Genomic DNA, 16,858 nt, shown 5'->3' on the forward strand with positions numbered 1-16,858 from the left:
ACGGACACCGAGTCGCCCGCGAGGGGACCGGCCGGCCATCGACATCGCGGGGGTGCCTCGCCGAGAGCTCCGGTCTCGATCCGTGCGAGACCGGAGCATCCTCGCGCGTGAGCGGTGTCGCCGGTCGATCGATCGATGCCGACCGTTGGGGTCAGGTGTGCGCCGGCAGCGGCTCGGCACCGTGGTCGTCCGCGAGGGCGGCCTTGCCGTCGGTGGCCTCGGGCCATTCGGCGTCGTCGGAGGTTCCGGCGCCGGTGTCGGCGCCGAGTTGGTCCGGACGAGCCGTGTTCATCAGCGCGGCGACGATCAGCGCGCCCACCACGATGATCCCCGCGGCCCACGCCCCCGCCTCCGCGAAGCCCTCCACCAGTGCCTGCTTCGCGGTCGCCGGGCTGCTGTCGTGTGAGGCCAGGTAGTCCACGGTCGCGCTCGTGGCGATGGTGTTGAGCAGCGCGGTGCCGAGCGAACCGCCGATCTGCTGCGCGGTGTTGACGGTGGCCGAGGCCACACCCAGGTCGCCGTGGTCGACACCGTGGGTGGCGTAGTTGATGGCCACCGGCATGACCAGGCCCGCGCCGAAGCCGAGCAGGAGTTGCGAGATCAGCACGCCGCCGGCGTACGAGGTGTCCGGTTCCACCGTGATCATCCACAACATGCCGACGGCGTTGACGAGCATGCCGGGCACGATCAACGCCCGCGGCGGGAACTTGGGCATCAGCCGGGTGCTGAGCCCGGCGGCCGACACCAGGACCGCAACGGCCATGGGCAGGAAGGCCGCCCCCGTCTTGGTCGGCGAGTACCCCTTGACCACCTGCATGTAGTAGGTCATGAACAGGAACGCCCCGAACATGCCGATGACGGCCAGACCCACGGCCAGGTACGCGCCGCCGCGGGTGCGGTCGGCCACCACGCGCAGCGGCAGCAGCGGCTGCGCCACCCGGCTCTCGACGAAGACGAACACCGCGAGCAGTACCGCACCGGCGGCCAGCAGGCCGAGTACCGTCGTCGAGCCCCAACCGTCGGCCTCGGCCCGGGTGGTGGCGTACACGATCGCGACCAGCCCGCCGGTCACCAGCAACACGCCCGGGACGTCCAAGCGCGCCCTGCCCTCGCGCCGCGACTCGGCCAGCACCGTGTACCCGCCGATCGCCGCGACCAGGGCGATCGGGATGTTGACGTACAGGCACCAGCGCCAGTCTAGGTAGTCGGTCAGCGCCCCGCCGGCCAGCAGCCCGATCGTGCCGCCCGCGGCGCTGATGCCGCCCCAGATCCCGAACGCCTTGGTGCGGTCCTTCGGTTGGGTGAACGTCACCGTCAACAGCGACAGCGCAGACGGCTGGAGGAGCGCACCGAACGCACCCTGCACCGCACGGGAGACCAACAACATCTCGAAGTTCCCCGCCGCGCCGCCGAGCGCCGACGCGGCGGTGAAACCGAGCAACGCGATCAGGAAGGTCCGCTTGCGGCCGACGTAGTCGGCGATCCGGCCGCCGAGCAGCAGCAGGCTGCCGAACGCCAGCGTGTACGCGGTGATGATCCACTGCCGGTCGGCGTCGGAGACCCCGAGGTCCCCCCTGGATGGACGGCAGCGCGATGTTCACGACGGTGGCGTCCAGTACGAGCATGAGCTGGGCCAACCCGATGAAGAACAGCGCGACCCAGCGGCGCGATGGGCCCGCCGGGGCCTGCGCCTTCGTGGTTGCCATGACGTGGTCCTCACTCGTGGTGGTACGTGCCGCGCCGATCCTTCGCGCGGCGTCCTGACCTTCACGAGACGTGCGCGATTCGGTCCGCGTGACAGCGGCGTGATGTGCCGTATGTCACCCGGTCGTAGGTGTCACAGAGCGGTGGAGGCCGGCGTCTTGTGCGTACGGGTACGGGAACCGGCATGGGAACGAACGGGTGGGAGAAGCCAGGCATGAGCGCAAGCAGCGAGGAACCAGAGGCGGGCGCGGCGGAGACGACCGAGCCGCCCCGCGTCGGCGACGGTCGCGCGGACTCGGCCGCGGCCACCGAGGCGTTCGTGGCCCACCGCAACCTCCTTTTCACCGTCGCGTACGAGATGCTCGGCTCGGCCGCCGACGCCGAGGACGTTCTGCAGGAGGCCTGGTTGCGCTGGGCGGGGGTCGACCTGGCCGTGGTGCGCGAGCCGCGCGCGTTCCTGGTACGGATCGTCACCCGGCTGGCGCTGGACCGGCTGCGTGCGCTCGACCGCCGCAAGGAAACCTACGTCGGCCCCTGGCTGCCCGAGCCGCTCCTGACCACGCCCGACGTGGCGGAGGACATCGAACTGGCCGACAGTCTCTCCATGGCGATGCTGCTGGTGATGGAGACGCTCACGCCGACCGAGCGGGCGGTGTTCGTACTGCGGGAGGTGTTCGACGTCGCCTACGACGAGATCGCCGAAGCCGTCGGCAAGAGCCCCGCCGCGGTCCGCCAGATCGCCCACCGGGCACGGGCGCACGTCGCGGCACGCCGCCCACGCGATGTCATCTCCCCGGCCGAGACCCGAGCCGCGCTCCAGGCCTTCCAACGAGCGGTCGAGACCGGGGACCTGCAAAACCTCGTCGACATCCTCGCGCCGAACGTCGTGGCCCTCAGCGACGGCGGAGGAATCAGGCACGCCGCGGTGCGCCCGATCGTGGGAGCCGACGACGTGGCCCGCTACCTGGCCTTCGGCCTGACCAGATTCACCGCAGGCACATCGATCGAGCCGGTCCAGATCAACGGTTGGCCCGGACTCATCATGCGCCGCGCCGGAGAGATCCACGGCGTGATGGCAATGCGCGTCGAGGCCGGCCTGATCACCGGCCTGTACACGGTGCGCAACCCCGAGAAGCTGTCCCGCCTGGAGCAGGAGACCGAGCTGAGCCGTTGAGGCGGGAACGATCCGGGGCCAGTCCGGGGGAAGCCGATGGATCGGGCCGTGCGAACGTGCGGGCCCGAAGGAGAGCGTGCCGGGCGGCAGGCGGCTCTCGACGGAGTCGACACCTGGGTCGACTTCGGCACGCGGGTTCAGGTAGGTGGAGTCGGCGTGCTGGTAGGCGACTTGGCCCAGGAAGTCCTGGAGCGATTTCCTGGTCGTGTGCGGGTCGTAGGAGCCGGGCGTGGTCCCGTAGCCGGTGTTCGGCTCGCAGCCGTCGCCCGGTTGCGCGTAGACGTTGGGGCCGGGGAGACCGGCGATCGTCGAGATGACCGCTTTGACGTCGTTGGTCGCCTCCGGGCCGGGGACGGGGTGGCGCATGAAGGGCTCCGCGTGGCGTGGTCGGGTGCGTCGGTATGAAGACCCGTGTAGTCGCCGAAAACCGTCGCGCCGGCCACGAGCCGGGGCGTGATCCAGGTCATGGCATCGGTGCGTGCGGGGCGAGGGCGCCTGTCTTCCGGGGCTGTCCCGGGTCGGCGATGCGTGGCGCCCTGCGGGCTCCGGCCACTGCTTGACCCGCGCGGGCCGAGGCGGTCGGTGCGCCGTTTGCTGGAGAAGCCCGGGTCCTTGGCCGAAGCGTGGCCAAGATCCTGATACGGGCGTTCCGGAGGTGGGAGAGGTGGCCGGGACTTGTCGGATGACGGACAAGGAGCCGAGTCGGGCAGCGCGATCGGCAATGCCGTGCCGGGTCCGCGCTCTGGCTGCGGGCGTCGGAGGGGATCGACCCGGTGGGGAGGCGGCCGATCGCGACTCCACACGTGGCGGGCCGGGCGCTGAAGGGCGGGCCCGATCGTGCCGCCTCGGCTGAGTCGGCCCGGCGACAGCCCGCAAGGCGCAGCGATCGCCCGCAAGGCGCAGCGATCGCCCGCGAGGTGAAGCGAGAGCCCGTTAAGCGGAGCGAGAGCCCGCGAGGGGAGCGCGAGCCGCTTTATGTGACAAACCCCGGCATCACATGACACCTGTGGCGCCCCCTGGCGCCATCTGGTGTCGCCGAACGTCATGGTGACCCCCTCGGCGCCATCCGGCGCCATTCCTTGCCCCAGGGGGCCCATGGGTGCGCAAGGCGCCACTGCGGCTTGGGCCTCCTTCTTCACGTTTTCGCAGGTAGAGAGGCCGTTCGTAGCCTGGTTCCAGGTGGGGCGCCACCCGGGCTTGCAAATGGCGCCATTGTGCTGCCATGATGACGTCATGGACCTCGCACCGTACGTCGACACCCTCCGCCGCGAACTTGCGGTGGCCGCCGAAGCCGGCGGCGAAGATGCCCGCGAACTGGCCGAGCGGCTTATCGCTCCGCTGGAGTCGGCGACTCGTCTGACCATGCTCAACGTGCTCTCCGCCGCGATGGACGAGATCACTCGCGAGCTCGCCCCCGGGTCGGTCGACATACGGCTGCGCGGACTGGACCCGGACTTCGTGGTGACGCCGCCGCCCGCCGACGGTGGCGCCGCCGCGGAGCCGGTCGAACCGTTCAGGGCTCGTGCGCCCACCGACGGCGACGAGGGCGCCGCCGCCCGCGTCAACCTGCGTCTGCCGGCCCACCTGAAGGCGAGGGTCGAGGAGGCCGCGAGTCGCGAGGGCCTGTCGGTCAACGCGTGGCTGGTACGGGCCGTGTCGGCCGCGGTCGACGGCGCGCGGCCACGTACGACGGAGAAGACCCAGAACATCGGACAGAGCTTCAACGGCTGGGTGCGCTAGCCGCAACGGCCCGGCCCACAGCAGCACTTCACCTCCACCGCTTCGCCCCCACCACTTCACCTCCAGCACGTCCTACCAGCGGGGACGTCCTGAAGACCCGAGAGGACGAGACAGCCATGCCTTCTTTCGACACTCCCGAACCGATCTCGATCACCGCACACGTGGAGGCCGGTTCCATCCAATTCACCGCAGGCGACCGCCTCGACACCGTGGTCGAGGTCCGGCCCCGCGACCCGAAGCGGGAGCAGGACGCACGGGCGACCGAGCAGACCGAGGTGACGTTCGCGAACGGCGCATTGACCATCAGCACGCCCAAGTCCAGCCTGTTCGGCCGCACCGGCACCGTCGACGTGAAGGTCGAACTGCCCGCCGGCTCGCGCATCGACATGACCGGATCCTGGACCCAGGTACTCGGCGAGGGACGGCTCGGCGAGGTCCGCGTGAAGACCTCCTCCGGCGACGTCCGGCTCGACACGACCGGCCCGCTGAACCTGATCGCGTCGCACGGCTCGATCACCGTGGACCGGGTCGAGGGCATGGCCGAGATCACCACCAGCTCCGGAAGCCTGCGCGTCGGCGTCGTCGACGGCCCCGCCGTACTGAAGAACTCGCACGGCACCACGACGGTCGACGCCGCGACCGGCGAGCTGCGGGTGAGTGGCGCCAACGGCGACATCGAGATCCGGCGCGCCGAGGACTCGGTCACCGCCACCACTGCCCACGGCACTCTGCGAGTGGGCGAAGTAGCCTCCGGCACAGTCCAGTTGGAGACCTCGCACGGCGCCATCGAGGTCGGCGTCCGCGAGGGTACGGCCGCCTGGCTCGACGTCAGCTCCAACTCCGGCCAGGTACGCAACACCCTCGCCGCGTCCGACACCCCGGAAAAGACCGAAGACGCCGTCAAGATCCGCGCCCGCACCCGCCACGGCAACATCGACGTACGCCGCGCCCGGGTCTGAGCACCGCATCCTCGATCGGCCCCATTCCCCGCCCACTTCAGCCTTCGAATGGAGGGCCCCGTGCCTTCTCCCACGCTGCCCACGTCCAGGCGGGCCAACGGTCACGCGTCGCCGGCCGCCGTCTCCGCCACCGATCTGCGCAAGTCGTACGGCGACAAGGTCGTGCTCGACGGCATCGACCTGCGCATCCCGTCGGGGTCGGTGTTCGCGCTGCTCGGGCCGAATGGCGCCGGCAAGACCACCGCGGTGAAGATCCTGTCCACGCTCATCGGCGCCGACGGCGGACAGGCCCAGGTCGCGGGTCACGACGTCGCCGCGTCACCGAACGGTGTGCGGGCGGCGATCGGCGTCACCGGGCAGTTCTCCGCCGTCGACGGGCTGATCACCGGCGAGGAGAACATGCTCCTCATGGCCGACCTGCACCACCTGTCCAAGCGCGAGGGCCGGCGGGTCGCCGCCGAGTTGCTCGAGCGGTTCGATCTGGTGGAGGCCGCGAGGAAGCCCGCCTCGACCTACTCCGGCGGCATGAAGCGCCGCCTGGACATCGCCATGACCCTGGTCGGCAACCCGCGGATCATCTTCCTCGACGAGCCCACCACCGGCCTGGACCCGCGCAGCCGCCACAACATGTGGGGCATCATCCGCGAACTCGTCTCCGACGGCGTCACCGTCCTCCTCACCACCCAATACCTCGACGAGGCCGACGAACTCGCCGACCGCATCGCCGTGCTCCACGACGGAAAGATCGCCGCCGAGGGCACCGCCGAGGAACTCAAGCGGATGATCCCCGGCGGACACGTCCGGCTCCGATTCACCGACCCACGCGCGTACGAACGCGCCGCCGCCGCCCTGCACGGCGTCACCTGCGACGACGAGACGCTGTCCCTGCAAATCCCCAGCGACGGCAGCCAACGCGAACTGCGTTCCATCCTCGACCTACTCGACGCGGAGGCCATCGAAGCCGACGAACTCACCGTGCACACCCCCGACCTCGACGACGTCTTCTTCGCCCTCACCGGCGGCACCGACCAGCCGAAGGAGGCTGTCCGATGAGCTCCCTCTCCCTCGCCGTACGCGACTCGTCCACGATGCTGCGCCGCAACCTGCTGCACGCGCGGCGTTACCCGTCCCTCACCCTGAACCTGCTGCTCACGCCGGTCATCCTGCTGCTGCTCTTCGTCTACATCTTCGGCGACACGATGAGCGCGGGCATGGGCGACGGCGGAGGCGACCGCTCCGAGTACATCGCCTACGTCGTCCCCGGCATCCTGATGATGACCATCGGAGGCACCGTGGTCGGGACCGCGGTGTCCGTGTCCATGGACATGACCGAGGGCATCATCGCCCGCTTCCGCACGATGGCGATCCACCGCGGGTCCGTACTCATCGGGCACGTCATCGGCAGCGTCCTGCAGTCGATCGCCAGCGTGTTCCTGGTGGGTCTCGTCGCCGTGGCCATCGGCTTCCGGTCCACCGACGCCACGGCCCTGGAATGGCTCGCGGCGTTCGGCCTGATGGCACTGGTCGCCTTGGCGCTCACCTGGGTCGCGGTCGGGATGGGCATGGTCAGCCCCAACGCCGAGGCGGCCAGCAACAACGCGCTGCCGCTGATCGTCCTGCCGCTCATCTCGAGCGCCTTCGTCCCGATCGACGCGATGCCGGGCTGGTTCCAGCCGATCGCCGAGTACCAGCCGTTCACCCCGGCCATCGAGACCCTGCGCGGCCTGCTGCTCGGCACCGAGATCGGGCACAACGGATGGCTCGCGGTCGCCTGGTGTCTGGCCCTCTCCGCGCTCGGCTACGTCTGGTCCAAGGCGGTCTTCAACCGCGACCCGAGGTAGTCCGGGACGAACCCGCGGGCCGTCTTCCGCAACTTGTCCCACTCGGGGCGGCGTACACCGACACCACGTCGGCGTGCGCCGCCCCCGTTGTGTTTCCGGTTGTTCGTCGGGGCCGGGCTCGGGCTCGGACTGCGGACATCGAGCGTTGGAATTCGGACTGTGTCGGGGTCCGTTCGAGCGGGGTGGGGTGGGCAGGGTGGGGTGCGGCGTGGCGCGGCGGGGTGGGGCGATACGGGGCGACATCCGCGGACACGACGTCGCAGAACTGCTGGTGGCCTGACCGGCGCGACCCCGCCGTGCTCCGAGCCGCGGGTCGCGAGCCGCTCACCGCGTACGGCGCTGACGGATGCAGTTCTCCGAAGGGTGGAGGATGCCCTCGCTCGGGGTCTGGCGCGCTCGGTGCCGGCGCTACGCCGGCGCCCCCGCCTCACGGGCGCGGAGATGCGTCCCACGCGCGAGGGCGGCGGCACCTCGGTACGACGAACAGCCGCCCCGAAGCCGCCCGCCGGATTCCGGGTTCCGACCTTGCCGGCGCAAGCTCCCGTGCGTGCGAGCCGGGGTCAGCGCACACGTACTCCGTCGATGGCGATCGCAAGCAGGAGATCGGCCTCGACCGGACCGTCGACATCCTGCTCGGTAGCCAGCGCGATGGCGCCGACGAGCTTCAGCAACCGCGTGATGGTGATGCCAGGCCGCACGGCGCCCGCCGCCTGGGCCCGTACAAGGAGCGCGCCACCCGCCTTGGTGATCATGTCGTGGCAGGTCTCGCCCAGCCCCGGATCCCCGTCGCGCATCAGCGACGCCCCCAGGCCCCGGTTGGCTACGGCATGTGCACCGACGGCGTGCAGCCAGGTGGACAACGCCTGGCCCGGGTCGGGTTCGGCGAGCAGATCGCGCGCCCTCGCACACAGGGCTTCCACCCGGTCCTTGAAGACCGCCTCCAGGAGTGCCTGCCGGGAGGGGAAGTGGCGGTGCAACGTGGCCGATCCGACTCCCGCGCGGCGGGCGACCTCCTCCAGTGAGGCGTCGGCGCCGTACTCGGCGATCAGGGCCCCGGCGGCGGCCACGAGCTTCTCGACGTTGCGGCGGGCGTCCGCGCGCATCGGTCGGCCGGGCGGGGCGGCGTCCTTGGGCACGGGCACTCCTGACGGCTTGAAAAGTGGGGTGGTCCTCCATATCGTAGCGAACAAGAAATGGAGGGCCACCCCACTTATGGCGTGGCTCCCTTCCGCACGGAAACGATGGAGAAAACAAACGTGATGCCGACGCAGAAGACCGTCGTGGTTGTGGGAGCAACCGGCTTGCAGGGCAGGGCTGTCGTACATCACCTGCTCCGCGACGGCCGGCACGTGCGTGCACTGACACGTGATCCGAACGGGGTGCAGGCCGCCGCCCTGGCACAGGCAGGCGCGCAGGTAGTGCGGGCGCGGATGGAGGACGTCGACTCCCTGGCCGCTGCGGCCGAGGGCGCCTGGGGCCTGTTCAGCGTCCAGCCCACCGTCGGATCGCCGGGCACCGCACCGGACTTCACCGCCGAGGACGAGGTGACCTGGGGCATCAACGTTGCCGAGGCGGCGCGGGCCGCGGGTATCGGGCACTTCGTCTTCACCTCGGTCGCCGGAGCGGACCGACACCGCGAGGAGAAGCTTCCGGTGAACCTGGTCGCCAAGTGGCGGATCGAGCAGCACATCGCGGCACTGGGGCTGCCCGCGACGATCCTGAGGCCGGTGTCCTTCATGGATAACTTCACCGGCGGCTACGCGCTGCGGAACGGGAATCTGTCCACCGGGCTCGCCCCCGACGTCTCCCAGCAGATCATCGCCGTCGACGACGTCGGCGCCGTCACCGCACTGGCGTTCTCCCGACCGAAGGAATGGATCGGCCGAGCGGTCTCCCTCGCGGGAGACGAACTCACCCCGGTTGAGATCGCCGCGGCCATCGGGAAAGCACTCGGCATACCGCTTCCCTACATACAGATTCCGATCGACGCGATCCGGGCCCTGAGCGAAGACTTCGCCTACGCCAACGAATGGCTCAACGAACGCGGCTACCGCGCGGACATTCCCGCCACCCGGAGGATCCACCCGGGCGTGACGGACTTCCGCACGTGGCTGGAGAGCACCGGCGCAGCCCGGATCGCCGCATTCCTCGACGCCGAGCGCACGGCCGGACAGGACGCATGAGCACCCGCACGCACATCCGCATCAACGGTGACACCCACGGCCTCGGCCATACCCACGGCCTCGGCCATACCCACGGCCACCGCCACACCCACGGCCTCGGACGCGTCGGGATCTGGGCAGGGGACTTCGATCGTCTTCGCGCACCCGAGATCCGTACGGCCGCCGCCGCGATCGAGGAACTCGGCTTCGGCACGCTCTGGTTCCCCGAGACCACGGGACGGGAGGCCATGGCCCAGGCCGCGATCCTCCTGGCGACCACCCGGCACATCACCGTGGCCACCGGCATGACCGACATCTACGCCCGCGACCCGATCACAACCGCCGCCGGGCAGCGCACCCTGGACGAGGCGTTTCCCGGACGGTTCCTGCTCGGCATGTGGGACAGTCACCCCAGCCTGGCCCAGGACATTCGCGGCCACCGCTTCGGCCCGCCCCTGGCCACCATGCGCTCCTACCTCGACGCGCTGGACATCGCCCCGTTCGGGCCGCCCGACACCGCGACCTCACCGAACCGCGTACTCGCCGCCCTGGACCCCGACATGCTCGCCCTCGCCGCCGAACGCGCCCGGGGCGCAACGGTGTTGGGCATGCCCGTCGAGTACACCCACACCGCAAGAACCATCCTCGGGGACGACGGCCTCCTGGCCATCACCCAACTGTGCGTACTGGGCGACGACCAAGCGGCCACCGCCGACCTGGCCCGCGCCACCGCCGCGGACGCACTGCCGAACCGTCACCAACTTTTGCGCGGACTCGGACACGAGAATCCGGAAGCCCTCGACAACCGGCTCGTCGACGCCTTGGTCGCCCACGGCCGCGCCGGGGACATCGCCCACCGCGTCCAGGCACACCTCGACGCCGGAGCCGACCACGTCAGCCTCCACCTCGTAACGTCCACCCCCGGCTCCCCGCCCATACGGCAGTGGGAGCAACTGGCGAAGCACCTACCCGTCTGACGCGGCACGACCGCGCACGAACCCGGACGGCGGCGCGCGTACCGAACCCTGAAGAACGGTGGCCAGGAGACTTGTACGGCGCGATCAAGGCGCGGCAGCGGGCGTCCGAACTGCGGCCCGTGTCCGCCGAGGAGTACCGCACCATGGGCCGCACCTGCGTGGCCAACGACGCCTGGCACGCCGCATACGCATCCGAGGCAAGCGCACCATTCCTGGCGGCATACCAGCGGGACGCCATCCAGGCATACACCACCACCCGGCTGCACTGACCCCCACCGCCGAACTGCCCCTACAACAATAGCCCCTGCCGGCGACCACACCGACAGGCTCACCTCGCCCGACCCCGCAGGCATCGGGCGAGGCGCCGTCCGTTCTCGCGCTCAGGCTCAGGTTCCGTGGCTCAGGTTCCGTGGCTCAAGTTCAGTGGGCTTCACGAAGTGTGATGTCGGATGTGTGTGGTCGTCTGGCCTCAGCATGTCGCTTCTATCCGATGGAGCCGGTGGGATGTCCGTGTACCCGTCCTTGACTCGTGCCGTGGCCGAGGCGCTGATCGACGTCGTCCGGTTCGTGGAAAGCAGCGACGACGAGCAAATGAATTTGGACGATGCCGTGAAGTTGCTTGAGGGCGTGGGACATCTGCTCGGTCAACTGTCGGCGGGCCAACGCGCCGAATTGCTCGATCTGATCGCCGAGATGGCCGATGCGGAGTCTGATCCGTCTCGCCGCGAGTTCATCGAGCAGTTCCCCGACGGATTCGGGCTGCTCGACGACGAGGACTGACCCGTGTCATCCGACGAGCAGGACACGCTTGCACAGAGGTTCGACGGGCGCCTTGAATGCGTCCCTCGACGCCCGGAGGAGCAAGCACCGTCGACGACGGCGTCCCGGGAGCGGAGCGAGGCGTCGGAGGATCACCCTGCGCGCGTGTTCCCGGCCTCGGCGCGCGTGCGTTGGTACGATCACGCATGACCTCACAGCGGGCGAACGGCGTCGAACTCGGCATCGAGAGCTTTGGTCGCGACACCGATCCGCTCGTCCTCCTGGTCGGCGCAACCACCATGCTCTCGTGGCCGGATGCGCTGTGCGAGCGGCTTGCGGCGGGTGGACGACGGGTGGTCCGCTACGACCTGCGCGACTGCGGAGCCTCGACGACCGTCGACCCGGAGGCGCCGGCGTACAACCTGCGCGATCTCGCCGCCGACGCCGCCGCGCTGGTCGGTGCCCTCGGCGCCACGACGGCCCACCTCGCCGGAATCGGCGTCGGCGGAATGGTTGCCCAGGTCGCCGCGCTCGACCATCCGGACGCGTTCTCGGCGCTGACCCTGGTGGGCACGCGGCCGGTCGCGCCCGGCCCCGTCGACGACGACCTGCCGGACCACCACGCGGCGACGATACAGGCGTTGTTCTCCCGTCCCATGCCCGACTGGAGCGACCGGACGGCGGTCGCGGCATACGTCGCCGAAGGCGCGGAGTTCCTTGGCAACGACCCGGAACAGGTACGCAGGACCGCGGCCCGGATCTGGGATCGCACGCCCTCGACCGAACCGGCGGTACAGCAGGCGAATCAGCTCGCGATGGTGTTCGCCCGCCTCGACTGCGCGCCGCGCTGGCGCGAGCGCCTGGGCGACCTCGCACTTCCGACCCTCGTCGTGCACGGACGGGTCGACCCGTTCTTCCCTGTGGGCAACGGCGAGGCACTCGCCACGGCAATCCCCGGAGCACGCCTGCTCGTCCTCGACAAGATGGGCACCGTCATCCCCGACACGGCGGCCGACAAGCTTGCGGCGGCGATGCTCGAACGTTGACGCCGCCTACGAGTCACGGAACCCGGGCCCACGGCTTCACGGTTCGGGTCGAGCGGCCTGGCACGGTGGGGCCACTGTTGCGGATCCCGTGACGCGCCGGTCATGCCCGACGTGGCACTCGTCGAGTGAGCCGGAGCCTCAACGACCGACGCCACGCGCTTCGTGTGCGGAGCCACCATGGGCGAGAGCGAGGCGGGTTGCTGCGTCGATCACGGCAACGCCCGTGTCGGAGGCGCAGGATAGGGTCTCCGCGTTGATTGAGGCCGGTCAGAGCACCTTCGAGGTCCGCGGTCATGGGGGGTGGGGCCGGAAGGGCACAACTGAACACAGGCAAGCCCACTTCGTGGAGGCCCTTACCGGCATCCATACCTCACCCCCCTTCAACGCCCCGCCGCAGCACCGGTTGTGCGAGGGGACCGGACCGGCGGCTTGGAACGCCCCGGCCGCGCCGACGAGATCTGGGCCCGATCCCAGGCCACCTTCCTCAGCAAGGTTGTCGGCCCGCACTTCGAACAGATCTGCCGCGCAACAGACATACGATGGGCGCCGGCCGGAGCACACCGGCTTGAAGGTGTCGTCGCATGGTGATCGGGTGATGGGCGCGAGGAAGCGAAGTCAGGGCGTGGGCGGGACGACTCGGTGAGTTCATGGCCGCGTTGGAGCTTGTTCGGACCTCTCTTCGGCCAAGGGAGCGGACTACACGATTCGGGGTTGCCGGTGGTGTCGCGGCGAAGGGCCCTCGGGTGAAGCCATATTTGAAGAATTACCGTGCCGAGGACCCCATCCTCAAGGCGGTAGGAGTCGGCGTCGGCGTTGCAAAGGACTCCCGGCCGACCCCGTTCCGGGCTCCTCGTGGGATCACACCTGACGATCCGTTCTACCGCCAGGTGCTGGCCGCACGTTCCGTAGCCGAGGTGGGGGACCTGCTGCACACCAAGTTCGGCCAGGATGTCGGGGAGGTCGTTGTCGATATAACCGGTGCGGACCTGTACATCGCCAAATTCGTCGCCATGGCCGCCGGACACTGGTCCGGACTGCACCCGGGACACGACAACCTCGGCTACCTCGGAATCAAGGACACCGACTGGGGCAACGACCTGTACGCGGCTCACGCGAATCCGGCCGGGGCGGTCCTCCTGCATGCGACGAATTTCAGAGGCGAGGGCTACCGGGATCGGCTGGCAGAGGGAGTCGTCGGGGGTATCGAGCACGTCATTGACGATTCGCCCGAATACGCGGCGATCACGCACGTACTGCACGAACTGTCCCATATCGAGGCGTACAGATTCGGCGGCGAGAATCACTCGTTCATGCCCACCATCCTCAAGGCAGACAGGAAGGCCGCTCGCAGAGCCAAACCGCGGTTCAAAAACACCTCGTCGCGTCGGACAGCCCAGCACCCGGCCTTCGCGCGATTCCCCCGGCTACGTCTATTGGACGACAAGGCGATCGCCGAACAGATCAGCCCCTACGCCGCAACGGGCAAAGAGGAGACCTACGCGGTGGCGAAAGCCAAGGTCTACATCGCCGGTGATCAAGCAGGGGACGCCAGCCTCATGGTGGCGGGCCTGGGGCCGTCCATCGCCGCGGAGATCGCCGCAGCCCCGGGGCTGGTCGTCACGTTCAACCATCTGCGCCACCACCTCGACGAGGTAACCGGTCTGGAAACCACGAACCTGGTGGCTCGCCGTCGCGAGATCGAGAACGCCCGCGCCCTCGCCGAACAAGCGAGACAGGCCAGACAAGCCCGTGCGCAAGCCACCCCGCGCCGAGGACTCCGGTCGCTGTTTCGTCGGGGCCGGCACACTCCCACTCCCGCGGTCGTGCAGTCACGCCCCCGACAACCGCTTTCCCTTTCGACTCCACCCGGCACAACCAAGCCGACGCACAGAACGAACGCGTTCGGACAGCGAGTTACCGCTGCGCCGGATTCGGGGTCGAGTGTCGGACCCGCGACCCGCACGCTGCGCGCCGGCGCCGGCGCCGGCGCCGTGGCAGTGGCAGGAGCACACGGCCCTGCGGTCCCGGTGACCCCACATCGCCATCACATCGTGCTCGGCGGCAAGTTGGCGTCGGTGCTCGGTCCCGCGAGTGAGGCAGTGCCGCGTGTGGGCTCGGGCGTGGTGAATACAGCGGCATCGCCTCCGGCGGGTGTCGGGAAGGGGGATGACCGCAGTCGGTCCAAGGACTCCGGGAGGTCCCCACGCGGGTTGGGGTGAGCCGGATCCGGATGGCGCGCACGACTGGTGGGGGCCGCCTGGTCCACCCGTATGCGACGGCTCAAAGCCTTGGCTCGGCGCTCGGATTGCTGTTCGATCCTCTCCCCGGGGCGGGGCGGTGCTCCACATCGGCGCCGGGCTCGGTGCGCGCTGCCGATATTCGCCGCCCGACCGCTACCGGTATTCGTCAGGTCCGACGATGGGAGTGCGAAGCACGCCGATGGATTCGATTTCGACCTCGACGACGTCTCCGGGGCGGAGGAACTGCGGCGGGGTCATGGCCACGCCGACACCGGCCATGGTGCCGGTCGCGAGCACATCGCCGGGGAGCAGGGTCACGGTGTCGCTGATGTAGGCGATGATGCGGGGAATGTTGTGCAGCATCTCGGAGGTGTTCGCCTTCTGCCGAAGCTCGCCGTTCACCCGTGTGCAGAGGTCGAGGTTGTGCGGGTCGTCGATCTCGTCGGCGGTCACGAGGACCGGTCCGATCGGTCCGCTCCTGTCGGCGTTCTTGCCAAGCGTCCACTGGGTGGTGCTTGGGAGCAGCCGCAGTCGCCGTGGGATCGATAGCGGCCCGGCTGCGAGCGCAGTACTCGGCGTGGTGACGGCGTACGTGGTGACGGCTCACATGGCGGGGATCACCGGGCCGTGCCGGCACTCGGGGTTGAAGTGGTGGAACAGCGCTGTGCCGATACCCGTGCCGACCGTTCCCGGGCAGGGCTGCGCGGCCTGCGGGGCGGCAATCGATCGCTTGTGCTCCGATTCGAGCGCCGCGAACGTGGCCGGCTCCCGGCTCGGTGCGGAGTACGTGGAATCCCGGATTACGCGGATACCCGGGCGACGGACGCGACCGATGATGTAGCGCCGGCGGGCGCCGGCTCATGTCCGCGTTCGTCCCGGACCAGGGCGTCGGCTCACCCCATCAGGTCCCCGCCCTCATTCGCCCGCCCACGGCACCAGGACGGCTCGGGCGATCGTGTGCCCGACGGTGAGGAAGCCGAGGGCGGCCGGGGTCGACTCCGGGGTGACGCCGAGGGCCCTCACGGACGGTACGTCGAGTGCGTTGATGGCGATGTGGTAGTGGTGCTTGCCGGTTCCCGGCGGGGGTGCGGCGCCGACGTAGGCGGTCGCGCGTACGTCGTTCGCGATGTGGAAGGCGCCATCGGGAAGTCCGCCGTCGCCGAGCGCGCCCGCGCCGGCGTCGAGGGATGTCGCATCGGCGGGGATGTCGGCCACCGCCCAGTGCCAGAAGCCGGACGGGGTCGGGGCGTCGGGGTCGTACATCGTGACGACGAAGCTGCGGGTGGCGGGCGGGAATCCGCTCCACGACAACTGCGGGGATCGGTCCTCGGCGCCGGCAACGCCACTCATGGCGGCGAACTGCGCCGGTGAGAACGGCGCTCCGTCGGTGACGTCCGCGCTTGTGACCGCGAAGTCGGGAACGGCGGGCAGGGTGTCGTACGGGCCGGTCATCGGGTCTCCCATCGGATCTCGATCGGGGTGCTTCTCGATCGAAGTGGCTGCTGACTTTCAATAGTCAAACATACTTTTAAAAGTTCTGCCATCTGTCGAATGTTGTAGGATCCGTCGCGTGGTGAGAGAAGCCGGGCGGCAGACCCGCAGCGAGGCGGTACACGACCGCATCCGGGCCGACATCCTGAGCGGCCGGCTCAGGCCCGGCCAACGGCTGAAGTTCCCCGAGCTCAGTGAGCGCTACGGGGTGAGCACCGGCGCCGTACGCGAGGCCCTGCTCAGGCTGGTCGCCAGGAACCTGGTCAGCTCCGAGGCACACCACGGTTTCCAGGTCACCGACGTGACCGCCCGCGGGCTGGCCGCCCTGACCGACGTACGCACCGAGATCGAATCCCTCGCCCTGAGCCGCGCGATCAGCGAGGGTGACCTCGCGTGGCACGCCCAGGTGCTGGCCGCCCACCACACGTTCGAACAGACCCCACGCGGTGACGGCGACCAGCCCACCGCGGACTGGCTGATCGCCCACACGGACTTCCACACCGCGCTCCTGGCCGGCTGCGCCAATCCCCGCCTGCGCGACCTGGCCTCCTCGCTGAGGGAAGAGGCCGAGCTCTACCGGCGGTGGTGCCGCCCCACGCCGGAAGACGCGCGCCACTGGACCGAACAGGCGGTCCACAAGGAACACCGCGACCTGCTCGACGCGGTCATGGACCGCGACAGCGAACGTGCCGACACCATCCTCCGCAGCCTGATCGGCGCCACATCAGGCATGATCCTGGACACCGAACCCCACCCGTGATCCCA

At 69.6% G+C, this 16,858-nt stretch carries 16 protein-coding genes and 1 pseudogene; 13 read left to right on the plus strand and 4 right to left on the minus strand.

The features are described from left to right. Positions 1–151 precede the first annotated feature (151 nt). Positions 152–1,637 (minus strand): annotated as a pseudogene (locus ACIBSV_RS43620) (MFS transporter). Here ACIBSV_RS43620 and ACIBSV_RS43625 point away from each other — a divergent pair. From ACIBSV_RS43625 to ACIBSV_RS43650, 6 genes are all read left to right on the plus strand, one after another. Continuing rightward, positions 1,624–1,764 carry a hypothetical protein gene (locus ACIBSV_RS43625; RefSeq protein WP_395873134.1) on the plus strand — a complete coding sequence of 47 codons (141 nt, stop codon included), beginning with the start codon at positions 1,624–1,626 and terminating at the stop codon, positions 1,762–1,764. The pseudogene ACIBSV_RS43620 and the gene ACIBSV_RS43625 overlap by 14 nt on opposite strands. 154 nt (positions 1,765–1,918) lie before the next feature. After that, positions 1,919–2,878, plus strand: a complete 960-nt coding sequence (locus ACIBSV_RS43630; RefSeq protein ID WP_395873044.1) for an RNA polymerase sigma-70 factor — start codon at positions 1,919–1,921, stop codon at positions 2,876–2,878. Positions 2,879–4,111: 1,233 nt separating this feature from the next. Beyond that, complete coding sequence (locus ACIBSV_RS43635) at positions 4,112–4,618, plus strand: hypothetical protein (RefSeq protein WP_395873045.1); 507 nt, start codon at positions 4,112–4,114, stop codon at positions 4,616–4,618. Between the two features lie 116 nt (positions 4,619–4,734). Further along, complete coding sequence (locus ACIBSV_RS43640) at positions 4,735–5,577, plus strand: DUF4097 family beta strand repeat-containing protein (RefSeq protein ID WP_395873046.1); 843 nt, start codon at positions 4,735–4,737, stop codon at positions 5,575–5,577. 48 nt (positions 5,578–5,625) lie between these two features. Continuing rightward, positions 5,626–6,630, plus strand: coding sequence for an ATP-binding cassette domain-containing protein (locus ACIBSV_RS43645; RefSeq protein ID WP_395873047.1), 1,005 nt, complete (start codon positions 5,626–5,628; stop codon positions 6,628–6,630). Then, positions 6,627–7,418: an ABC transporter permease gene (locus ACIBSV_RS43650; protein WP_395873048.1), complete on the plus strand. Its 792-nt coding sequence runs from the start codon at positions 6,627–6,629 to the stop codon at positions 7,416–7,418. The genes ACIBSV_RS43645 and ACIBSV_RS43650 overlap by 4 nt, the downstream gene beginning before the upstream one ends. Before the next feature lie 560 nt (positions 7,419–7,978). Here ACIBSV_RS43650 and ACIBSV_RS43655 read toward each other — a convergent pair. After that, entirely contained in the window at positions 7,979–8,554 is a 576-nt protein-coding gene (locus ACIBSV_RS43655) for a TetR/AcrR family transcriptional regulator (RefSeq protein ID WP_395873049.1), read from the minus strand. Between the two features lie 123 nt (positions 8,555–8,677). Here ACIBSV_RS43655 and ACIBSV_RS43660 point away from each other — a divergent pair, with 123 nt between their 5' ends. From ACIBSV_RS43660 to ACIBSV_RS43685, 6 genes are all read left to right on the plus strand, one after another. Then, a complete protein-coding gene (locus ACIBSV_RS43660; protein WP_395873050.1) occupies positions 8,678–9,601 on the plus strand; it encodes an NmrA/HSCARG family protein in 924 nt (307 codons plus the stop codon). Further along, complete coding sequence (locus tag ACIBSV_RS43665; protein ID WP_395873051.1) at positions 9,598–10,557, plus strand: TIGR03620 family F420-dependent LLM class oxidoreductase; 960 nt, start codon at positions 9,598–9,600, stop codon at positions 10,555–10,557. The genes ACIBSV_RS43660 and ACIBSV_RS43665 overlap by 4 nt, the downstream gene beginning before the upstream one ends. 71 nt (positions 10,558–10,628) lie before the next feature. Next, a complete protein-coding gene (locus tag ACIBSV_RS43670) occupies positions 10,629–10,826 on the plus strand; it encodes a hypothetical protein (protein WP_395873052.1) in 198 nt (65 codons plus the stop codon). A gap of 265 nt (positions 10,827–11,091) precedes the next feature. Next, positions 11,092–11,337, plus strand: a complete 246-nt coding sequence (locus tag ACIBSV_RS43675) for a hypothetical protein (RefSeq protein WP_395873053.1) — start codon at positions 11,092–11,094, stop codon at positions 11,335–11,337. A gap of 185 nt (positions 11,338–11,522) precedes the next feature. Further along, positions 11,523–12,362, plus strand: coding sequence for an alpha/beta fold hydrolase (locus tag ACIBSV_RS43680; RefSeq protein ID WP_395873054.1), 840 nt, complete (start codon positions 11,523–11,525; stop codon positions 12,360–12,362). Between the two features lie 755 nt (positions 12,363–13,117). Beyond that, complete coding sequence (locus tag ACIBSV_RS43685; RefSeq protein WP_395873055.1) at positions 13,118–14,581, plus strand: hypothetical protein; 1,464 nt, start codon at positions 13,118–13,120, stop codon at positions 14,579–14,581. Positions 14,582–14,755: 174 nt separating this feature from the next. On the opposite strand, the gene ACIBSV_RS43690 is transcribed toward ACIBSV_RS43685, so the two are convergent. Together ACIBSV_RS43690 and ACIBSV_RS43695 are read right to left on the minus strand one after the other, a co-directional pair. Further along, on the minus strand, positions 14,756–15,145 hold the full coding sequence (locus ACIBSV_RS43690; RefSeq protein WP_395873133.1) for a fumarylacetoacetate hydrolase family protein: 390 nt from the start codon (positions 15,143–15,145) through the stop codon (positions 14,756–14,758). Positions 15,146–15,517: 372 nt separating this feature from the next. Next, positions 15,518–16,054, minus strand: coding sequence for a YbhB/YbcL family Raf kinase inhibitor-like protein (locus ACIBSV_RS43695; protein ID WP_395873056.1), 537 nt, complete (start codon positions 16,052–16,054; stop codon positions 15,518–15,520). Between the two features lie 118 nt (positions 16,055–16,172). Here ACIBSV_RS43695 and ACIBSV_RS43700 point away from each other — a divergent pair, with 118 nt between their 5' ends. Then, entirely contained in the window at positions 16,173–16,853 is a 681-nt protein-coding gene (locus ACIBSV_RS43700; RefSeq protein ID WP_395873057.1) for a GntR family transcriptional regulator, read from the plus strand. The last annotated feature ends 5 nt before the right edge of the window (positions 16,854–16,858 follow it).

It is taken from the genome of Embleya sp. NPDC050154 (assembly GCF_044460165.1).
GTDB lineage: Bacteria > Actinomycetota > Actinomycetes > Streptomycetales > Streptomycetaceae > Embleya.